Here is an 18509-nt window from a genome sequence, read left to right as displayed (position 1 = left end):
TCTTATACAACAACGTTACAAGCAACATCACGAATGACCGACAGAATAGAACGAGAATTTAATGAATTTGATTTCGAAAAAAATACTGTCGAAGAAATTGAAAAGTATTTTTCGGGAAAAATTTTAGGACATAATCGACCAACAATAAATATCTCGCCAGATGGTTTATTTAGAGCACGAATAATAGAAAATACTAATGCAGAGGATTTAAAAACTGTAAAATCCATTTGGTATCCCGATTTCAAAGAAATTGACCAGAAATATCATCAACTAAACAGGTGCAGTAACATTGGACAAAATTTTTTCTACTCATCAAACTACTTGGGAGCTACAATAAAAGAACTGAATCCAAACAATGATGATTTGGTAATGATTGGAATTTTCCACAAGAAATTTAAAAAAATAAAATTCCGTTCACAATATGCTGGAATTGAAGCTTTAAAAACTAATCCTGACAGAGATTCTGAATTAGAAAAATATGAATACCCAAGTAAAACAGACGAACTGATTGAAAAATATATCTCTTCTAAATTTCAAGAAAAAATTAAAAACGGAGAAGAGTATAAATATAAATCAAGTATAGCATTTAGCAATATTCTACTTAAGAATGACGGAATTAATTGTATAATCTATCCTAGCGTAGCATCTGAATTGAAATATGTGAATTACGGAATAAAGGCAAAGTTTGTTGATGACTTTTTATTTTGCAATGAAGTATATATTTATAAAATTAAAAAAAACTCAATTGAATTTGAGCTTACACCAATTCAATTTGCAAAACAAGTTTTAATTGACCGAGAAACACCTAAAAACTCTATTATCGAATGGCAAGAAAATACGGATTTAGAAAGAGATAAAACAATAAAATACAGCTTGTAACACCGTGTATAATTAATGGCTACGGTTTGCCGTAATTAAAGTCGATACAGTTTAATTATCTTTCACCCTTGTGAAAAACCCTTAACAAGGTAGCCCCCACTAATAATAATCAAGACCGTTGTGTTTAATTAAGATAATAAGAACATGAGTGATATAAAAGAAATGACTAATGCACTGATAAAATTCAGAGATGAAAGGGATTGGGAGCAATTTCACAACCCAAAAGATCTTGCAGTTGCTCTTAATATTGAAGCAGGTGAACTTTTAGAAAATTTCTTGTGGAAATCACATGAAGAAGCAGATAAAGAAAAAGTGAAAGAAGAGTTGGCTGACGTTCTTGCTTATACCTTACTCCTAGCTGAAAAATATAAATTTAATGTAAAAGATATTTTGCTTGAAAAAATCAAAAAAAATGGAGAAAAATATCCTGTAGAAAAAGCAAAAGGAACTGCAAAAAAATACAATCAACTATGATTGTATATAAGTCAACTAAGGAGCAATTTGTTAAAGACTTTATGGAAGGGTGTATAGAGGACATTGTTAAAAATTCTGTTGCCGAAAAATTAAATAAAAAAGTTGGCGATAGTGAATATCGTTCATGGGCTAATTCATTACCAATGATGGGGATGATCCTAATAGGGGATGATATTCCTAATACCGCCGGTATTGCTATAGAATATTCTATACCGAGTACACAGAATAGAATAGATTTCATTATTACTGGTCAAAATGATTCTAGACAAGACCAAGCAATTTTAGTGGAATTGAAACAATGGGATAAAGCCAACATTACTAGTAAAGACGCTATAGTTAATACAAGGTTTAGCCACGGTAATAAAGATACACAGCATCCTAGTTATCAAGCTTGGTCATATTCAATGTTACTTAAAAGTTATAATGCAGCTGTTTATGAAGGTGATATAAATTTACTACCATGTGCATATCTTCATAACTATAAAGAAGATAATGTCATTAAAAATGAATTTTATTCTGAATATCTTAATGTAGCACCAGTATTTTGCAAAGATGATAAAGTTAAACTTAAAGATTTTATCAGAAGATATATAAAATTTGGAGATACAAATGACATTATAGTTCAAATTGAAAACGGCGAGATTAGACCATCAAAAGTGTTAGCTGATAGTATGGTTTCCTTAATAAAGGGTAATCAAGAATTTATTTTAATAGATGAGCAAAAAGAAGTTTTTGAAGAAGCTAAAGTATTAGCTAAAAAAGCAAAAACAGGTAAAAAACAGGTGTTAATAATTGAAGGTGGACCTGGTACTGGCAAGTCTGTTGTCGCAATAAACTTATTAGTCCAATTAACTAAAATGGGATTAGTTAGTCAATATGTTACTAAAAACTCAGCGCCACGTAGTGTATATGAAGCTAAATTAACAAAAACTATGAAGAAAACTCAGTTTTCTAATATGTTTAAGGGTTCAGGTGTTTTTCACGATACTAAAACAAATACTTTTGACGCATTAATTGTCGATGAGGCTCATCGTTTAAATTTAAAATCAGGTATGTTTTCAAATTTAGGGGAAAATCAAGTAAAGGAAATTATCAATTCATCTCTGTTTTCAGTTTTTTTCATTGATGAAAATCAACAAGTCACTTTAAAAGATATTGGGTCAAAAGAGGAAATAGAAAAATGGGCTTACGAATTAGATGCTAGCATAACTAATAGAGCCCTTGAATCGCAATTCAGGTGTTCAGGCTCAAACGGCTATTTATCATGGCTTGACAATACACTAGCCATAAGAGATACCGCTAATATTAAATTAGATACTAGTGAGTATAATTTTGTTGTTTATGATAACCCAACAGAGATGCGTAACATCATCAACACGCTAAACAATGAAAAGAATAGTGCTAGAATTGTTGCTGGATATTGTTGGAAATGGAAAACAGCATCAAATTCAAAAAAATGGAAAGGATTAACAAAAGAAGAACAAAGTAACTTGTTTGATATTGAATTCCCTGAATATGATTTCCAAATGAGATGGAATTTAAAAGAGGATGGCATGTTATGGCTATTAAAAGAAAATTCAATAAATGAAGTTGGCTGTATTCATACTTGTCAAGGTCTGGAACTAGAGCATATTGCTGTGATTATCGGTGATGATTTCATTGTAAGAGAAGGCGAAGTTATCATACAGCCAGAAAAACATCCTGGAGCAGATAAGGCTATTCAAACATGGAGGAAAATTGTTGAAGAAGACCCTATTGACGGTAGAGCCAAAGTTGAAGAAGTTATAAAAAACACGTATAGAACTTTAATGACAAGAGGATCAAAGTCATGTCATATATACTGTACAGATCAAGAAACAAGAAACTATTTTAAAACATTACTTATATAGTTTTTAACCTATCATTGACATTAACCTCTAAGAAACCCCTTTTAATTACTGTTTTTTCTATATTCTAATTTGCATAAATTTGTTTATTAGTACTTAGAGTATGTAGTTCTTCTTATTTTTTCCAAGGGTGGACTCATAAAATTAACCACCCCCTTTATTTATATATTATAATTATTTGAAAAGTTTTAGACTTTTATGTTTAGGTACTTAGTGTCCTACCGAATTAGCAACTATTCTAAAGTAGTAAGATAATGCTTAAACAGTGTAGAATAACATTTTATGTAATAAAGGAACTGTAATCGAATTAAGAAGCTTATTAAACAAAATGCTAACTATAATCAAAGTCTGACTTAAAATTGATGTACTGGTTGTCATTTAATAACAACTATTTAAAATGAAATACCTAATTGATTAGCGTCTATGGGCAGTCTAGACCCAGCCCTATTACGTATTTGCTTACTCATCTTTGAATATATATCTTTTTCAAATTTATTCACATGACCTGTCAATAACGACTTTTTCAATATTAAGAAAGTTGGCAAATTATTTATTTCTAAAAACTTTAATCCAGTAATAGAAATATATTTACTATCTGCTCTCTGCATTGTAATATCTAATCCAGTTAATAAACACTCTTTTAAAATTGGAGTGCGCATTTCAACTATATAAGGGTTTTAAATTGCACACTTTTTTAGTTCTTGAAGTTTATTAACTATTAGTTTTCTTAGTTCTTTTTTTAAATGTGTTTCGCAAGAATTTAGATCATCATAATATTTATTAAAATTCGTTCTGAATACATTCCTTGACTTTTGGAATAATCTATGCCAATATATTTGCGTTAGCCGTTCTTTATGTGTTTTTAACTTAGTTCTAGTAAGGTTTGGAGTAACGGAATGATCAAGTATTAAAACCTTGTCAAACTCATCTAAAATCGTTTCTTCTAAAGTTAGATAAATGTCAGGATTAAGCAAATCGCTATATGTGTGAATTCCTAATTTAGAGATATAACCTTTTCTATTACTTTTAACTTCAAATCTCCACGTATTGAGATCCGTTTCTTTTGGGTATTGAATACCTTTTGCGTAGGATTTAATTATTTTATATACATTGGATTCACCATTTGCTTTTACCGTAGTACTGTAACGCATAAACGGTAATTTTTTATCACTATAGAATTGATTTCTTTCATGGTATATCGCGAGTAATAACAATTCTTTGACACAAATTAACTCCTTTGGAATAACAACATTTAAGGCAAATTCTATATTCCTGATAAGTAACAATGTAGGGTCAAGTTGAAAAACAGAAATAAATTCTTTTAATACTTTTATACAGTCAGTTACTTTAAAATCATTTGCATTATGCAAACCATGATTAAAGAAATAATGCGGTTTAAACTCTATGTAAAGGCAGTAATGTGTTAATTCAAATATGATTCCGTTCCATTGCCTTTTATTCGTAGTAGATATTAATTCCTTATCCGTTGAAAGTTTTTCACCTTTAGAGTGAAAATAAAGCATAGGGTGTTCCCATAAGTATTTCATTACGGACTGATCAACTATTTTTATTTTTAGAAAATCTAAAGTCAAGGAATATTATAAAATGGTATATTTGATTAATGGGTATGCGTTGCCACAAATACCTATCATTTGAACATTTAGGAGCGTTTTATACGCTCCTTTTCGTTTCTTACTATTGTTCTATAAAGAGTAGTAAAAGGCTTGTTAGATTCGTTGTGTAGTAGTTTTCAAAATATTTGATAGTCAAAGTATTTGTTCTATCTGAAAAATTGAATAATAATAGATGTTTGCATTTATCTATGTCGCCATAATACACGTTAGATAATGAAGTTTTAAAAAGCCCTGTTAATCTTGGCTTTTGCCATTTATTATCTATACGAATTTGCAACCAAAATATAGGCGAAGATTTTGCAAACTCTTTGTTTTTGCTAAGGTTCAGCAACTTTGTAAGTTTAATCTTTGGATCAATAAAATTGATAAGCTCGTAGTGTCTTGTCGTTTTGAATTTTCCAACATTAATTTCTTTATAAATCAATGTATGATGTTGAGGTACTTTCGCTGCCATTGTTCTAACTATTAAGTTTGACAATAGAGTTTTCTACTTGGGAGCGCAGATATAGAACACGACCACCAATTTGTAATTTTTGAAGAGTACCTCTCTTACTTAAATTGTGAACAGTTGACAAATCTACTGATAAGAGTTCTGCCACCTCTTGACGAGTTAGGTAGTCTTTTGGAGTCTTTGGTTGAAAATGTTTCTTGAAGTCTTCTAATTGGAGTTTAACGCCCTCAATAATTGCGTTTTGTAACTGTTCAGGTGTAACTGAAATAAATTGTACTGTTTGCATAATATAGAATATTGTTTATTAATATTCTGTAAAATTGCATAGGTTTAAAGGTGTGTAAAGCATAGTTACTAGTAACTTAATTGCGTTTTTTTTCTAATCTAGCTTTAATTTCTTTTAGTAAAGATGAAGCAAGTTCGTTTAGGAATTTGGTTTCATTATCAGAGTTACGATGTATAAACTTACTAACTATGATTGCATGTTTGCTCAAATCTAAATTGAACAAATCGCCAAAATATTTATACACATCTTTTTTAGTCCCTTTTATATTTTCATTAACTAATAGTGCTTCTATAAGCTCAATTAAATTGGATATATCGCCATTCCATTGAAGTTTCAAATCATCATCATCATTATTAGACTTTATTTTACCTTCAATGCTGAACGGAACTATTTCAGTACTAAATATATTTTTATGAAAATCCTCAAATACATTTACATCGTAATTTTCTTTATTCGCTTCTTCGATTAAGAACCTTAAAATTGCTGTTCTTGAAAAGTTCAAACTTAGTTTAACCTCATCGCTTGCTAGTGAGTATAAATATGTGTTTTCTGATGGCTCAACAAACTTATCAATCTCTTCTTTAATTGCATTTACTTTTAATGCGTCAGGGAATCTATCAAGGAAGTTATTTAAAACAACTTTAAAGTTTTCCTTATAAGTTTCTAAAAGACAGCAATGAAAAAAAATATTTCTATTATTCAATTCATCATACTCCTCCTTAAAAACCTTTTGAAATTTTAATTCAGGACTGTCATCATCTCCAAATGGAGGTAGATCACTCCCTACCCAATAATAATTCCATTTGTAGTTCTTAAAATCATCTTCATCAAAATTCAAAAATTCACTGTCAGCCATATTAGGTAAATCTAACATGACGTATTTAAACTGGAAATCGTGATTAAAACTCCTTACAATTTCTTTTGATTTTTCGAAACTCATGGGTATTAATTTGCGTTGCGTGGTCAATATATAAAAACCCTTTTAAAGTTATTTAAAAGGGTTCTACATAATTTATTTAATCGTGTTTTTAATTTAGACTTGAAACTTTACGAACTATTTTTAAATCTGCCTTTTGCTTATTGAACTTCTTCTTTTTCTTACCAACTTTCTGCCAGATTTTTGCAAGTTGCAAACTATAGTCTATTGGCTTTTTACCTATGTATTCCAAAAAGACTTGCTCTGTTTTATGAGCAGTTATATTCATTAAAATAGGTGTAGGGTATAATTCAGTAGCATAATGATTTGAAGCAAATGAACGTCTACAAATATGACTAGCAACGAGTTCATGCTTTGGATAATCTCCATTGATATACCTTTTCTTTACATCATCAAATTTATTACCATTTACAATAGTGTAAATCTCTGCAATTTTAGATAACTGTTTAAGATAACGGTTAAACATTGCCTTGTTGCTATCAATATTATTTGTGAAAACTGGCGGAAACTCCCCACCTCTTTTATTTAGTATCTCTTGAACTTCAAAATGTATTGGTATTTGAACAGTCTTTTTTGTTTTCACTTGTTCTAATACGATAAAGTCATAATCTTGAATATGCTCTATCATTCCCTTATTCATTCTCAATAAATCTGAAACACGCTGACCAGTAAAGCAACCTATTATCAACCAATCTTTTGAAATCTCATGTGCATCGCTGACGAATTTTGTGTTTTTTATTTGCTCAATTTCCTCTAGTGACAGAATTACTTTTGGTGCTTTAACTGTAAATCCTAAAAAATCGTTTAGTTGTGGACTTACTTGGTAACCATTCTTTTTTGCATTTATACAAATGCTTTTGACGAACTTTAAATACCGTCCAATAGTATTGTCGCTTAGTTTATCGACTTTGCTGAAATAATCTATTAAATCGCTTCTAAAGGTCAAATTAACATCAATCAGTTTTGTGTGAATTACTTTCTTTTTTTTCTTGCTTTGGTAATTATCAAATGCAATTATTTTGTTTGATATAGTTTTATATTTTTTCTCTGTTGACTTAGATACTCCGATACTTTTCGTTTTTTCATTAACCTTGTATTTAAGGTTATCAATAAAATAAATACTGTATTCAGATAGATAGTCTAATTGCTTTGTTTCTACTTTGTTGAAGTGTGCATCAATTTTAACTTGTAACCAGTCGCCAGTAATTTCTATACCTTGACTATTAGAGTCGTTTAACTCGTCTAATATAAAATCGTTTAACTTTCTTAATTTGGAAGTCAAATTTTTTTCATCTGCATAATTCTGTAAAGGGAGTTGCGTCTTTGTACTCCAATTTTTCGGATTGATGCTTAATGAAGTTTTGCGTTTAAAACTTATATATACTGTTTTCTCTTTGGTTGACTTCTTTAAATCTCGTCCTAGAGATAGACGTAAATATATAGGTGCGTTTTTAGACTTACTTTGAAGTTGAAATTTAATCGTTGCCATTATATTGAGTATTTGAACATTCAAATATAACCAACCCAAACAACCTAGTCAACATTTAGTCAACATTTAGTCAACTGATATCAATCTTATTCAATTCCATTCAAAGTTTAATAAACTCTTATAAACCTTTATATCATTGAATTAATCAATAAATACCCTATATTCACTTATACCATAAATATCATGAAATGGAGTTGTTACACTCTCTCCGACTCCACTTTAAAAAAACCACCAGCTATCGCTCGGTGGTTTTTTTTTGTGCAGGTCGGGAGAATCACGGCCAGCGCTACAACTCGCACATTGCTCCCGCAATGTCGTTCTCCGACTCCACTTTAAAAAAAACACCTGCTTCGGCTAGGTGGTTTTTTTTTGTGCAGGTCGGGAGAATCACGGCCAGCGCTACAACTCGCACATTGCTCCCGCAATGTCGTTCTCCGACTCCACTTTAAAAAAAACACCTGCTATCGCTCGGTGGTTTTTTTTTGTGCAGGTCGGGAGAATCACGGCCAGCGCTACAACTCGCACATTGCTCCCGCAATGTCGTTCTCCGACTCCACTTTAAAAAAAACACCAGCTATCGCTCGGTGGTTTTTTTTTGTGCAGGTCGGGAGAATCACGGCCAGCGCTACAACTCGCACATTGCTCCCGCAATGTCGTTCTCCGACTCCACTTTAAAAAAAACACCTGCTATCGCTCGGTGGTTTTTTTTTGTGCAGGTCGGGAGAATCACGGCCAGCGCTACAACTCGCACATTGCTCCCGCAATGTCGTTCTCCGACTCCACTTTAAAAAAAACACCTGCTACCGCTCGGTGGTTTTTTTTTGTGCAGGTCGGGAGAATCACGGCCAGCGCTACAACTCGCACATTGCTACCGCAATGTCGTTCTCCGACTCCACTTTAAAAAAAACACCTACTACCGCTCGGTGGTTTTTTTTTGTGCAGGTCGGGAGAATCACGGCCAGCGCTACAACTCGCACATTGCTACCGCAATGTCGTTCTCCGACTCCACTTTAAAAAAAACACCTGCTACCGCTCGGTGGTTTTTCAACACGACATCTTAAAAAAGCAGTCCGTAAATTGGTTTTCAATTTTTCAAGTTAATAACACGATAAGAAAGGAATTGTTGGTGTACGATAATCTGTAATGGAGGCGTTTTTAAATAGCCTAACCGATAACCCGTTCACTCTCTTTTATCAACAAGACAAGTCGAGAATATTTTAATAAATATTAAGAATGTTCCTTCCATCTAACAGGTAAGATGGAGAGGCTCCAATGCCATAAAGTTAACCGTATTCCTATCATTTTGTAAGATATGTATTACATTAGTATGCATATAAAGAGTTGGTAGCAATGCAAAAAAACATTCCGAAATGAATCAAAAACAATTAATAATTAGACTTTATTTATTAATATTTCTAATAAGTTCAAATTTCTTATTTGGACAGGAGTCAGCATTAAATATTCTATGGGACAAAGAAGATAATAAACCTATTTCTTATGCAACTATAAAGGGACTTGAAAATTATACAATTAGCAATGAAGATGGTGTTTTTGAATTTCAAAAAACGAATGGAAAAATTTCAATCCAAAGCGTAGTTTATGAAACTTTAGATGTTGATTTTATGTATCTAAAAGCAAATGACACAATTTTTATGAAGCCATTAACTTATGAATTAGATGAAATTGTATTGAGCAAAGGTGGACTTTACACTCAAATGCTAAAAACTGTATTGACAGACTATGCACTTGAACCACATAAAGAAAAGTTTTTCTTAAGAGCTGTGATTAAAAAAAACAATGAATTTTATAAAATTGTCGATTTTTCTGGAATAGTGGAAAAACAAGCTTTATTTGATACTAGGTCAAAACCTATGCCTAAAAAAAACTATAAAGTACATATTGAAAATATCAGAAAAGTAGGTATCGAAAATAGAAATATTGACTTTGCATTATTCAGTTTTAAAGAATTCTTTACAAACATTATTAGAATTGCTTTTAATCGTGAAGAATTTAATATTAGTTACGAAACTTCTTTAGAAAAGAGTTCAAGTAAAATTATCCTCAATCCAATAGATAGTGAAAAATTTTTGTATAGTGGTTATTATATTTTAAATGAAGACAATACTTTTAAAGAAGCAGATGTAACTTATAGCAATCAAAATGCAAATTTTGAGAATATAAGAAATGCAAAATATAGAACTATATTAAGTAATTGGAAGTCGAGCTTTGAGAGAAACACTATAACAAATAAAATTCAGTTAAATAAAGCAACTTTAAAAGGAAAAACAGAAGTTTATGAAGAACAAGTAAAAGATATTTTTGATTGGAGTTATGTTTATTATTCAATTCCCATAGACAATACTGAAAAAATTAAGAACAACATCAACTTAAATAGAGATATGTTTGACCTCAAAGGAGAATACAATGCAGAATATTGGAAAAATCAAGACATACTTTATCTAACAGATAAAATGCAAGAGTTTATAAATAAAGTAAATTCAACTGGAAAAAATTCAGATTTCAAAACAAAAACGAATATGGAATAAGCACTGCTACCAACACCGTATATAATTTATTGCTAGTTCTAGCCTACTTACGAAAATCCTCGCGGATTTTCTACTCGGTTTTTATTTACTAAATTAAGTGTTTAAACACGCAACAAACCATATATATGACCGATGGCGGTAATTAAAATAAAAAGCATTATTAAATGAATATTACATTTAAACAAGTGAAAATCAAAGATAAAAGTACCGTCTTAAACTTATTTAAAAAAACTGCTGAGAAAATAAATAAAATGAATATTGACCATTGGCAGTATTGGATGAATCCACCTCTAGAAAAGATTAGATGGGTCGAAGAAGGAATTAACAACAACGAATTCTTTTTTCTCGATGATTTAAACGGAAAAAATATAGGTATGGTTAGAATTCTAAATGAAGATTTATTATACTGGGGGAAACGAACCGAAAAATCCAAATATGTACATTCATTAGTAGTAAAGGAAGAATATAACGGAAAAGGAATTGGAACTAAAGTGCTTCAAGAAATTGAAAATAATGCCAAAAAAGATAATTATAAATATTTAAGACTTGATGCAGATTCTAAAAACACAAAACTTTGTAAATACTATGAAAAACTTGATTTCATAAAGGTTGGAATAAAAGAATTACCATTATCTAATAATAACCTTTACGAAAAAGAAATACAATAAAAACTACCACCAACACCGTGTTGTATTAATAACCTCTTGAAACCTCAGCTATATATGAATAATAATAAAATATTTTAACTTGGGTACAACATAGGTGCAACATTTATCCATTTTAATTTTATTTACAATACAAACCTCCTGCTTGCTTTAAAATACGGTGCCAGAAGAACTACCTAAAGAAATGAATAAACATTAAACGAAACTTATATGAGAGCTCACCTTAGTATTATTATTTGATAAACATTGATCATTCCCCCGAAATTAGGACAGTAAGTTAGGTTCAAAAAAACCATGTTAACCGCTGCATCTGTATATTAAATTGCTAAGGAATTATCTACTATGGAACTTAGGAAACTTTATGCCATGATAAGTGATGATGTAACCTTAAATCAATCCCCTAAAAGAGCAAAAAATAAAGACTCATCCCCGATGTCTCATATTGAAATAAGAAAAAGTGTATTGACAGACGTTTTTAATGTTGATTTGGATAAAGACACCAAGGAATGAGGAAACCCGTAACCTAAATCAAATTAATAGCATTTTATTTGTTAAGCCAACGACATGTTCACAATGCCATCATCAACAAAACCGGTTATAGAATAGTTTAACGACTATCAATAACTTTTCTTCCTTGTGACAACAAATTGAAAAAGCTACTATCGCAAAAAGTTAATCGTATTCCTGTCATATGGCGGGATATGTATTGTATTAATAGGTATATAACCAGTTGCCAGTAATTACTGCAAACAAAAAAACCAATACTACTTTTTTAGAGTACTATTGGTTCTATATTTTTTAAACCGACCGCTTACGCGGTACTAATTAAATTGATAAATAACTAAATAATTAAAAAGCCCGAACAGCACGCACATATTCTGTGCTGCTCTTAAAGCTGTAGCCCTGATTACCATTGGGGAAAAACTGGTACCACGCGCTATAGTTATCGATCTCCGTAGAACTCCAGTAGTAAGAGGCCGCTCCAATACTTGCTCTCTGAAAATAAATAAGGTTTAATTCTCTTTTGGTAGGTATGCGCCAATCTTTAAATTTAGCGCCGTTAACATCATGATTAGCGGCATTGCTCAATAAGTCATTTGCCTGATACCAATTTGAAGTTCCTTGATCTTGCATGGCTGCAACCAAACCATGTGTGCCATCTGCATTAATTTCTATTACGTAACCTCCTAACTCTGGATAAAGGGTGTTTACAGTGTAGGTAGGTTGTGTTGCGTTAGTTCCTGCTGCGCCTGTTTCTCCTTGAATACCTTGTGCTCCATCTGCTCCTGTTGCTCCTTGAATACCTTGTGCTCCATCTGCTCCTGTTGCTCCTTGAATACCTTGTGTTCCATTAGTTCCTGAAGGTCCTGTTGCTCCATCTGCTCCCGTTGCTCCTTGAATACCTTGTGTTCCATCGATTCCATTAGTTCCAGCAGCTCCGTCTACTCCTGGTGCTCCTGCAGTTCCTGGTGCTCCTGCAGCTCCATCTGCTCCCGATGCACCAGTTGCTCCTTGAATACCTGGTGTTCCATTAATTCCAGCAGCTCCTTGAATACCTTGAGGACCTAGAGAACCTGCGGGACCTACAAGACCTGTCAACCCTGTTGCACCGTCGTTTCCTGCCAGTCCTTGCTGTCCAGTTGTACCATCGTTACCTGCTGGTCCTTGCTGCCCAGTTGTACCTGTTGCTCCATCTGCTCCTTGAATACCTTGTGCTCCATCGGTTCCATTAGTTCCAGCAGCTCCGTCTACTCCTGGTGCTCCTGCAGTTCCTGGTGCTCCTTGAATACCTGGTGTTCCATTAATTCCAGCAGCTCCTTGAATACCTTGAGGACCTAGAGAACCTGCGGGACCGGTTGGACCTACAGGACCTGTCAACCCTGTTGCACCGTCATTTCCTGCCAGTCCTTGCTGTCCAGTTGCACCATCGTTACCTGCTGGTCCTTGCTGCCCAGTTGTACCTGTTGCTCCATCTGCTCCTTGAATACCTTGTGCTCCATCTGCACCGGCAGCTCCAATATCTCCCTGTGCTCCTTGAATACCTTGTGCTCCATCGGTTCCATTAGTTCCAGCAGCTCCGTCTGCTCCTATTGGTCCAGTTGCACCATCGTTACCTGCTGGCCCTTGTGGGCCAATTGGACCTGCACCATTGCCTGATGTTTTTGCATACAAGGCAAAAGGAACACTCATTAATTGGCTGGTACCTGTTATGGTATATGTAGTTCCGCCAGCTGGGTCGGTTTCTGTTTTTATAAAATAACTGTCTGTAGACCAATCTATGCTTGTAAAATCGCCACTAACGACACTTCCTGTGCCTATTTCTAGGCTCACCAATCCGTTTACATTGGTTGTTGGTGTTTGAGTTTCTACATAAACGGCTGTTCCAGTTGCTGTAGTTTGTAATATACTGATCTGCATGCCTACTGGTTGACTTGTTACTAAAGCATCTCCACTGTCTCTTACCACTGCTTGGTAACTCATCTTCTCTGGTGCTTGGGCAAAAGCACTGGCAGTAAGAAATAGTGCTGCTAAAATTGTGTATAGTTTTTTCATAATAGGTTAATGTTATTTTTTAATGATTTTAAAGGTTTTTAGTTTTTGGTTGTTTAGGCTTACTTTTAAAATATACATACCTATAGCTAATTGATGCATGTTAATTTGAGTGTCCCCATTAATAATGTGGCCATTAGATATAGCTTTTCCATTAATATCTATAAGATGATAACTTAAATTATCGAGCGCATGATCTGAAATTTTCAGCATCACATAATCAGACGTTGGATTAGGATACGTAATGGCTGCTAGATTTACAGTAGTCAATTCTTCGTTACTGAGTATTTGAAATTCAAACGGCTGTTGCACCCCTTGGATAACTGTGCCACTACCGGTGTTGGTCGTATACACCAATTGCCCAACCGTATAACTAGAGGAACCTCCGCTGCCTGTGGCATCTCCTCCTGATGTTGGAATGGTTTGTTGTGAATACATTAATTGTGTAGCAAGTAATAGACAGGCCACGAGTGTTATTTTTTTCATTGGGTCTTTTTAAAAAATTTTGTCTTTTCTTACCTCAATTAAAAGAGAGAAGAAAATTAATTAACCTAAGTTAAAACGCACAATATTAAAGTTTTTTCTTGTGTTAAAAAAAAAATAGTTTTTTTAAAAAAAAATAATTCAGGGTTGAATGCCACCCTTGTACACCGTAACTTTAATTCGCGGATTTTAATAAGGAAAACGTAAATAACTAATGCATCACCGTGTATAAATAATAGCTACGGTTTACCGTAATCAAATTAGATGCCGTTTAATTATCTTTCAGCCTTACAACAAGCTATACCGCAACTAATCAAACACAAGACATTGGGGCCACAATTTAAAAAGATAAAATATGATAAATAATAAAGTTGGATTCCTTTTATTTCTGATAATGACATTGGGGAGTAATCTAAATGCTCAGAAACTGATTGTTGTTAAAGACAATGTAGTTTACCTATTGAATTTCAATTATTCATTTACAAGTAGTACAGGTTCTGACGGCGTAAAAATTTCTTATCCATATTCGGGTTGGACAACTAGTACCGGAAGTGACGGAAGAAAAATTGCTTATCCTTATTCAGGTTGGACAACTAGTACCGGAAGTGATGGAAGAAAAATTGCTTATCCTTACTCAGGTTGGACAACCAGTACAGGAAGTGACGGAAGAAAAATTGCTTATCCTTATTCAGGTTGGACAACCAGTACAGGAAGTGACGGAAGAAAAATTGCTTATCCTTATTCAGGTTGGACAACCAGTACAGGAAGTGACGGAAGAAAAATTGCTTATCCTTATTCAGGCTGGACAACTAGCACGGGTAGTGACGGAAGAAAAATTGCTTACCCTTATTCAGGTTGGACAACTAGCACGGGTAGTGACGGAAGAAAAATTGCTTACCCTTATAATTGGTCAGTTGCAAGTGCCAATGGAAGAAAATATGCTGAAATGATGGAAGTTGATGGTGGTCTTGCAATTGTATTTCAAAGACCGGAAATAGCAGCGAAAATTGAAAAAATAATTTTAGATTTTGATATGGATACTGCTTGCGATTATGCTCTATATCTACTTATTAATGAGAATCAAGATTAAGCCGTGTGTAATTTATTGCTGCTTCTCGCCTACTTACAAAAATCCTCGTGGATATGTATACCGTTTGTAAGCAATTAACAAAGCCACAAATCAAAACCGAACACGTTGAGCTATTAAAAAATGAAAACACTTGAATGGAGTATATATTCAACTTACAATCTCCTTAGATTGGCATTCATTCTTTGGATCTTGCTCTACTTGAACATGTACATAAATCCAAACTTTATTCCGAGTGACTTTCGCTGGGAAAACGGTCAACTACGTGACGATATGACCAGTTTCATGATCGCGCAATTCGTAATTCTAACTATGGAGGTTGGAGTCTTTTCGGCACTAGGAATTTGGATCAACAGCAATGTGCTAAAAAGCATGAAAGTGAATGAACATCAAAATATTGCTAAACAGACGGCTGTTGGGGTTTTTCTAGCCTTGACAATAATCTCTGGTTACTTTCTACTCAAATTTCATTCAAGAATTTAAAATAAAAAAACTACAAACTACAACGCATATAAAAAATAGCGCAAGTAATCGCTAACAAAATGGTTTGGGCCTTTTTGGAAAGTTGCCAAATTTTTAAAATTGGCTCTAGCTTAACCGAAAGGTAATCGCTATTTTGCACGCTACTTACCAAATACGCAACCGTTAGTAAGCATTGAAATTAAACTATGAAAAAGAACTTATTGATTATCATCTTATTCTCCTTTTCGATTTCAACTTTCGCTCAAGAAGAATCCAAAGACTATAGCGATGCCATTAAAATTATTGAAGCATGGTTAGACGCCCAAAAAGATTACGAAAAACTTCCTGGAATAACTGCAAGTATTGTTTCTGACCAAGAATTGATTTGGTCTGGTGCCTTCGGCATGGCTAACATAGAGGGAGGGATTAAAGCTGACCCTAAAACGCTTTGTAGTATCTGTTCTATTTCAAAGTTGTTTACTTCGGTTGCAATTATGAAATTATACGATGAAGGGAAACTGCGATTAGATGACAATATTCAAGATGTATTGCCTTGGTACAATCTAGAACAACAATACAAAGGAAGTGGTCCGATTACGATTAGGACTTTGTTGAGCCACTCATCTGGTTTACCTAGTGAAAACACCTTTTCACATTGGAATGGCCCGATCTATAATTTCCCAACTAAAGAAGAAATTAAAGCCGAATTAGCATCACAACAAACCTTGTATCCTGCATCCACTTATTTTCAATATAGTAACCTTGCACTTACATTATTAGGGTATGTTGTAGAAGAAGTCTCAGGTGAGAATTTTGAGGATTACATCAAAATTAATATTCTATCAAAGCTTGAGCTAGACAATACACGACCGACTATGCCAGAATCTTTACACGGAACTGAATTGGCAATTGGTTACAGCCCACTATCAAGAGAAGGAAAGCGAAAAGAAGTGGGGTTTTTCCAAGCAAATGGAGTCCAAGCCGCGGCAGGTTTTTCTTCTAACGTAGAGGATTTAGGAAAGTTTGCTTCTTGGCAATTTAGATTAAGGGATACAACTATTGCGGAGATATTAAACCCAGCAACATTAAAAAATATGCATAATGTACATTGGACGAACTCAGACTGGAAAGTCACTTGGGGATTAGGGTTTCATGTTTGGAAAGGGGAAGGTGGAAATAAATGGGTTGGTCATAGTGGACACTGTCCTGGTTACATGACATCACTTGCGCTAAATTTAAAAGAGAAAATGGCGTACACTGTAATGATTAATGGCGGGGGGGGTAAGTCCTGGAAAATATATAAAGGGGATGCATGCCATTATCAATAAAGTTAAACCCGTTAAAAAGGATTCTGTCGAAAAAATGGAACATGATCTTGTACAGTATACCGGATCATATGAGATAGACATGAACGAGTACTATGTTGCTACCTGGGAAGGTAAACTAGCTTTGTTTTCTCTACCATCAGTTTCTCCAGCTGAATCAATGCAGTTATACAAACATATTGAGGGAGATAAATTTCAACGAATTCGTGAAGATGGTAATTTAGGAGAAGTTCTTTCCTTTGAGAGAGATGAACCAGGAAAAATTGTTCTAATGAAAGAACAGGATAATTATATACTTACTAAAGTAGAACGCTAGAGACGCTTACTAACATTGTCTAAACTGCATTTAAACGCAGTTTAGCCATGACCGTTGGTAGCAATTAAAAAAGAACACGAAAAGATAATTAGAAATTGAAATTAGGAAATGACCTTTTGAAATACGACTTTAAATAACAACCGATCACAATTATTTACCGAGATGATTCGAAACAAATAGTTAGGGAGTATTTTATAAAACCTAATTTAATGATAGTTAGATTAAACATTAAAACAAATATAACATGATTAAATTAATTAAAATTAGTTCACTTTTAACTTTTGCCATTCTATTGAATAGCTGCATATCTGAAAATAAAGAGGCAGATGCTGCGCCTAAAAATCTAAAAGAAGACATAGCAAAAATAAGTACAAAACAAAAATATATTGGATCTACGGAAGAATCTTGGAATCAATTCTATGACACTTTCAAAGGCCAGGAGAAAATTGTAATGCTTAATTTACTGAAGTATAAACCTATTGCTGACTATACGGGCATAGCAGTTTCGAATATTCAAAAAGACAAAACAGGTAAAGAAACCTATCAATACTATCTAAAACAAGTTGAAAAAATTTTTGAAAACACGAAAGTTGGAAACATAATATATTATGGTGAAAGCCAAGATTTCTTAATTGGGCCACAGGATGAAAAATGGGATGCCATAATACTCGTCGAATATGCTTCTCTAGATGTCTTTGTAGATTTTGTTAAAAGTGAAGCTTATCAAAAAATTACTGGGCATAGAAAAGCCTCTTTAGAAGACTCAAGATTGTTACCTGCTTCAAATTTTAACATTCAAGAGGTAGAAAAATAAAATATTGATACCGATGCTTTTAAAGTATTATGTTGAAGTTCTTGAACAAAGAGAATAGGAAGATAAGTTTGATATGATTACTTTTTTAACTTTTATTAACAATAACAATATATTAAAAAAAGCTTATCACTTCTAGGAGTTACTGGTTACAAAGTAGCAAGAATTAGGCGTCCAGCAGAGGAACTTTTAATAGATACAAAAATAACTGTTGGAGCTAAAGTAAGA

At 33.3% G+C, this 18509-nt stretch carries 18 protein-coding genes; 10 read left to right on the top strand and 8 right to left on the bottom strand.

Annotation, left to right across the window (positions count from 1 at the left end):
• Positions 1-33: 33 nt before the first annotated feature.
• The 3 genes from CW736_RS07795 (at position 34) to CW736_RS07785 (ending at position 3242) form a co-directional block, all read left to right on the top strand.
• A complete protein-coding gene (locus CW736_RS07795; protein WP_101013426.1) occupies positions 34-879 on the top strand; it encodes a hypothetical protein in 846 nt (281 codons plus the stop codon).
• Positions 880-1023: 144 nt separating this feature from the next.
• A complete protein-coding gene (locus CW736_RS07790) occupies positions 1024-1353 on the top strand; it encodes a nucleotide pyrophosphohydrolase (RefSeq protein WP_101013425.1) in 330 nt (109 codons plus the stop codon).
• Positions 1350-3242, top strand: coding sequence for a DUF2075 domain-containing protein (locus tag CW736_RS07785; protein WP_101013424.1), 1893 nt, complete (start codon positions 1350-1352; stop codon positions 3240-3242). Before CW736_RS07790 ends, CW736_RS07785 begins: the two co-directional genes overlap by 4 nt.
• Positions 3243-3631: 389 nt before the next feature.
• Here the strand turns inward: CW736_RS07785 and CW736_RS07780 are convergent, their stop codons facing one another.
• The 6 genes from CW736_RS07780 to CW736_RS07755 form a co-directional block, all read right to left on the bottom strand.
• On the bottom strand, positions 3632-3898 hold the full coding sequence (locus CW736_RS07780; RefSeq protein ID WP_101013423.1) for a hypothetical protein: 267 nt from the start codon (positions 3896-3898) through the stop codon (positions 3632-3634).
• Between the two features lie 18 nt (positions 3899-3916).
• Positions 3917-4786: a hypothetical protein gene (locus tag CW736_RS07775; RefSeq protein WP_157810907.1), complete on the bottom strand. Its 870-nt coding sequence runs from the start codon at positions 4784-4786 to the stop codon at positions 3917-3919.
• Between the two features lie 148 nt (positions 4787-4934).
• Positions 4935-5327 carry a hypothetical protein gene (locus tag CW736_RS07770; RefSeq protein ID WP_101013421.1) on the bottom strand — a complete coding sequence of 131 codons (393 nt, stop codon included), beginning with the start codon at positions 5325-5327 and terminating at the stop codon, positions 4935-4937.
• Positions 5328-5331: 4 nt separating this feature from the next.
• Positions 5332-5610 (bottom strand): helix-turn-helix domain-containing protein, encoded by a 279-nt coding sequence (locus CW736_RS07765; RefSeq protein ID WP_101013420.1) that lies wholly within the window; start codon positions 5608-5610, stop codon positions 5332-5334.
• A gap of 76 nt (positions 5611-5686) precedes the next feature.
• On the bottom strand, positions 5687-6484 hold the full coding sequence (locus CW736_RS07760; RefSeq protein WP_157810906.1) for an RteC domain-containing protein: 798 nt from the start codon (positions 6482-6484) through the stop codon (positions 5687-5689).
• 154 nt (positions 6485-6638) lie between these two features.
• Positions 6639-8036, bottom strand: coding sequence for a phage integrase SAM-like domain-containing protein (locus CW736_RS07755; RefSeq protein WP_101013418.1), 1398 nt, complete (start codon positions 8034-8036; stop codon positions 6639-6641).
• 1370 nt (positions 8037-9406) lie between these two features.
• Between CW736_RS07755 and CW736_RS07750 the strand changes: the two genes are divergently transcribed.
• The 3 genes from CW736_RS07750 to CW736_RS14045 all read left to right on the top strand — a co-directional run bounded on the left by CW736_RS07750 (position 9407) and on the right by CW736_RS14045 (position 11757).
• Complete coding sequence (locus CW736_RS07750) at positions 9407-10582, top strand: hypothetical protein (RefSeq protein WP_101013417.1); 1176 nt, start codon at positions 9407-9409, stop codon at positions 10580-10582.
• 164 nt (positions 10583-10746) lie between these two features.
• Positions 10747-11250, top strand: a complete 504-nt coding sequence (locus tag CW736_RS07745; protein ID WP_101013416.1) for a GNAT family N-acetyltransferase — start codon at positions 10747-10749, stop codon at positions 11248-11250.
• A gap of 339 nt (positions 11251-11589) precedes the next feature.
• Positions 11590-11757: a hypothetical protein gene (locus CW736_RS14045; protein WP_157810905.1), complete on the top strand. Its 168-nt coding sequence runs from the start codon at positions 11590-11592 to the stop codon at positions 11755-11757.
• 339 nt (positions 11758-12096) lie between these two features.
• Here CW736_RS14045 and CW736_RS07740 read toward each other — a convergent pair whose 3' ends face one another.
• Positions 12097-13800, bottom strand: a complete 1704-nt coding sequence (locus tag CW736_RS07740; RefSeq protein WP_101013415.1) for a DUF1566 domain-containing protein — start codon at positions 13798-13800, stop codon at positions 12097-12099.
• A gap of 12 nt (positions 13801-13812) precedes the next feature.
• Positions 13813-14283, bottom strand: coding sequence for a T9SS type A sorting domain-containing protein (locus CW736_RS07735; protein ID WP_101013414.1), 471 nt, complete (start codon positions 14281-14283; stop codon positions 13813-13815).
• 352 nt (positions 14284-14635) lie between these two features.
• Between CW736_RS07735 and CW736_RS07730 the strand changes: the two genes are divergently transcribed.
• The 4 genes from CW736_RS07730 (at position 14636) to CW736_RS07710 (ending at position 18284) form a co-directional block, all read left to right on the top strand.
• Positions 14636-15370, top strand: a complete 735-nt coding sequence (locus CW736_RS07730; RefSeq protein WP_101013413.1) for a hypothetical protein — start codon at positions 14636-14638, stop codon at positions 15368-15370.
• Between the two features lie 665 nt (positions 15371-16035).
• Positions 16036-17157, top strand: coding sequence for a serine hydrolase domain-containing protein (locus CW736_RS07720; RefSeq protein ID WP_101013411.1), 1122 nt, complete (start codon positions 16036-16038; stop codon positions 17155-17157).
• The gene (locus tag CW736_RS07715) at positions 17138-17470 is read left to right on the top strand and encodes a hypothetical protein (protein ID WP_101013410.1); all 333 of its coding nucleotides are present in this window, start codon (positions 17138-17140) and stop codon (positions 17468-17470) included. The genes CW736_RS07720 and CW736_RS07715 overlap by 20 nt, the downstream gene beginning before the upstream one ends.
• A 244-nt stretch (positions 17471-17714) precedes the next feature.
• Positions 17715-18284: a DUF1330 domain-containing protein gene (locus CW736_RS07710; RefSeq protein ID WP_101013409.1), complete on the top strand. Its 570-nt coding sequence runs from the start codon at positions 17715-17717 to the stop codon at positions 18282-18284.
• The last annotated feature ends 225 nt before the right edge of the window (positions 18285-18509 follow it).

Origin of the sequence: Nonlabens sp. MB-3u-79, from assembly GCF_002831625.1 — a bacterium.
Classification (GTDB): Bacteria; Bacteroidota; Bacteroidia; order Flavobacteriales; family Flavobacteriaceae; genus Nonlabens.
This window is presented reverse-complemented; position numbering and strand designations above follow the sequence as displayed.

Coding starts and splice junctions, on each gene's coding strand:
- CW736_RS07795 (WP_101013426.1), top strand. CDS start 34: ATGACCGACAGAATAGAACGAGAATTTAATGAATTTGATTTCGAAAAA.
- CW736_RS07790 (WP_101013425.1), top strand. CDS start 1,024: ATGAGTGATATAAAAGAAATGACTAATGCACTGATAAAATTCAGAGAT.
- CW736_RS07785 (WP_101013424.1), top strand. CDS start 1,350: ATGATTGTATATAAGTCAACTAAGGAGCAATTTGTTAAAGACTTTATG.
- CW736_RS07780 (WP_101013423.1), bottom strand. CDS start 3,898: ATGCGCACTCCAATTTTAAAAGAGTGTTTATTAACTGGATTAGATATT.
- CW736_RS07775 (WP_157810907.1), bottom strand. CDS start 4,786: ATGAAATACTTATGGGAACACCCTATGCTTTATTTTCACTCTAAAGGT.
- CW736_RS07770 (WP_101013421.1), bottom strand. CDS start 5,327: ATGGCAGCGAAAGTACCTCAACATCATACATTGATTTATAAAGAAATT.
- CW736_RS07765 (WP_101013420.1), bottom strand. CDS start 5,610: ATGCAAACAGTACAATTTATTTCAGTTACACCTGAACAGTTACAAAAC.
- CW736_RS07760 (WP_157810906.1), bottom strand. CDS start 6,484: ATGTTAGATTTACCTAATATGGCTGACAGTGAATTTTTGAATTTTGAT.
- CW736_RS07755 (WP_101013418.1), bottom strand. CDS start 8,036: ATGGCAACGATTAAATTTCAACTTCAAAGTAAGTCTAAAAACGCACCT.
- CW736_RS07750 (WP_101013417.1), top strand. CDS start 9,407: ATGAATCAAAAACAATTAATAATTAGACTTTATTTATTAATATTTCTA.
- CW736_RS07745 (WP_101013416.1), top strand. CDS start 10,747: ATGAATATTACATTTAAACAAGTGAAAATCAAAGATAAAAGTACCGTC.
- CW736_RS14045 (WP_157810905.1), top strand. CDS start 11,590: ATGGAACTTAGGAAACTTTATGCCATGATAAGTGATGATGTAACCTTA.
- CW736_RS07740 (WP_101013415.1), bottom strand. CDS start 13,800: ATGAAAAAACTATACACAATTTTAGCAGCACTATTTCTTACTGCCAGT.
- CW736_RS07735 (WP_101013414.1), bottom strand. CDS start 14,283: ATGAAAAAAATAACACTCGTGGCCTGTCTATTACTTGCTACACAATTA.
- CW736_RS07730 (WP_101013413.1), top strand. CDS start 14,636: ATGATAAATAATAAAGTTGGATTCCTTTTATTTCTGATAATGACATTG.
- CW736_RS07720 (WP_101013411.1), top strand. CDS start 16,036: ATGAAAAAGAACTTATTGATTATCATCTTATTCTCCTTTTCGATTTCA.
- CW736_RS07715 (WP_101013410.1), top strand. CDS start 17,138: ATGCATGCCATTATCAATAAAGTTAAACCCGTTAAAAAGGATTCTGTC.
- CW736_RS07710 (WP_101013409.1), top strand. CDS start 17,715: ATGATTAAATTAATTAAAATTAGTTCACTTTTAACTTTTGCCATTCTA.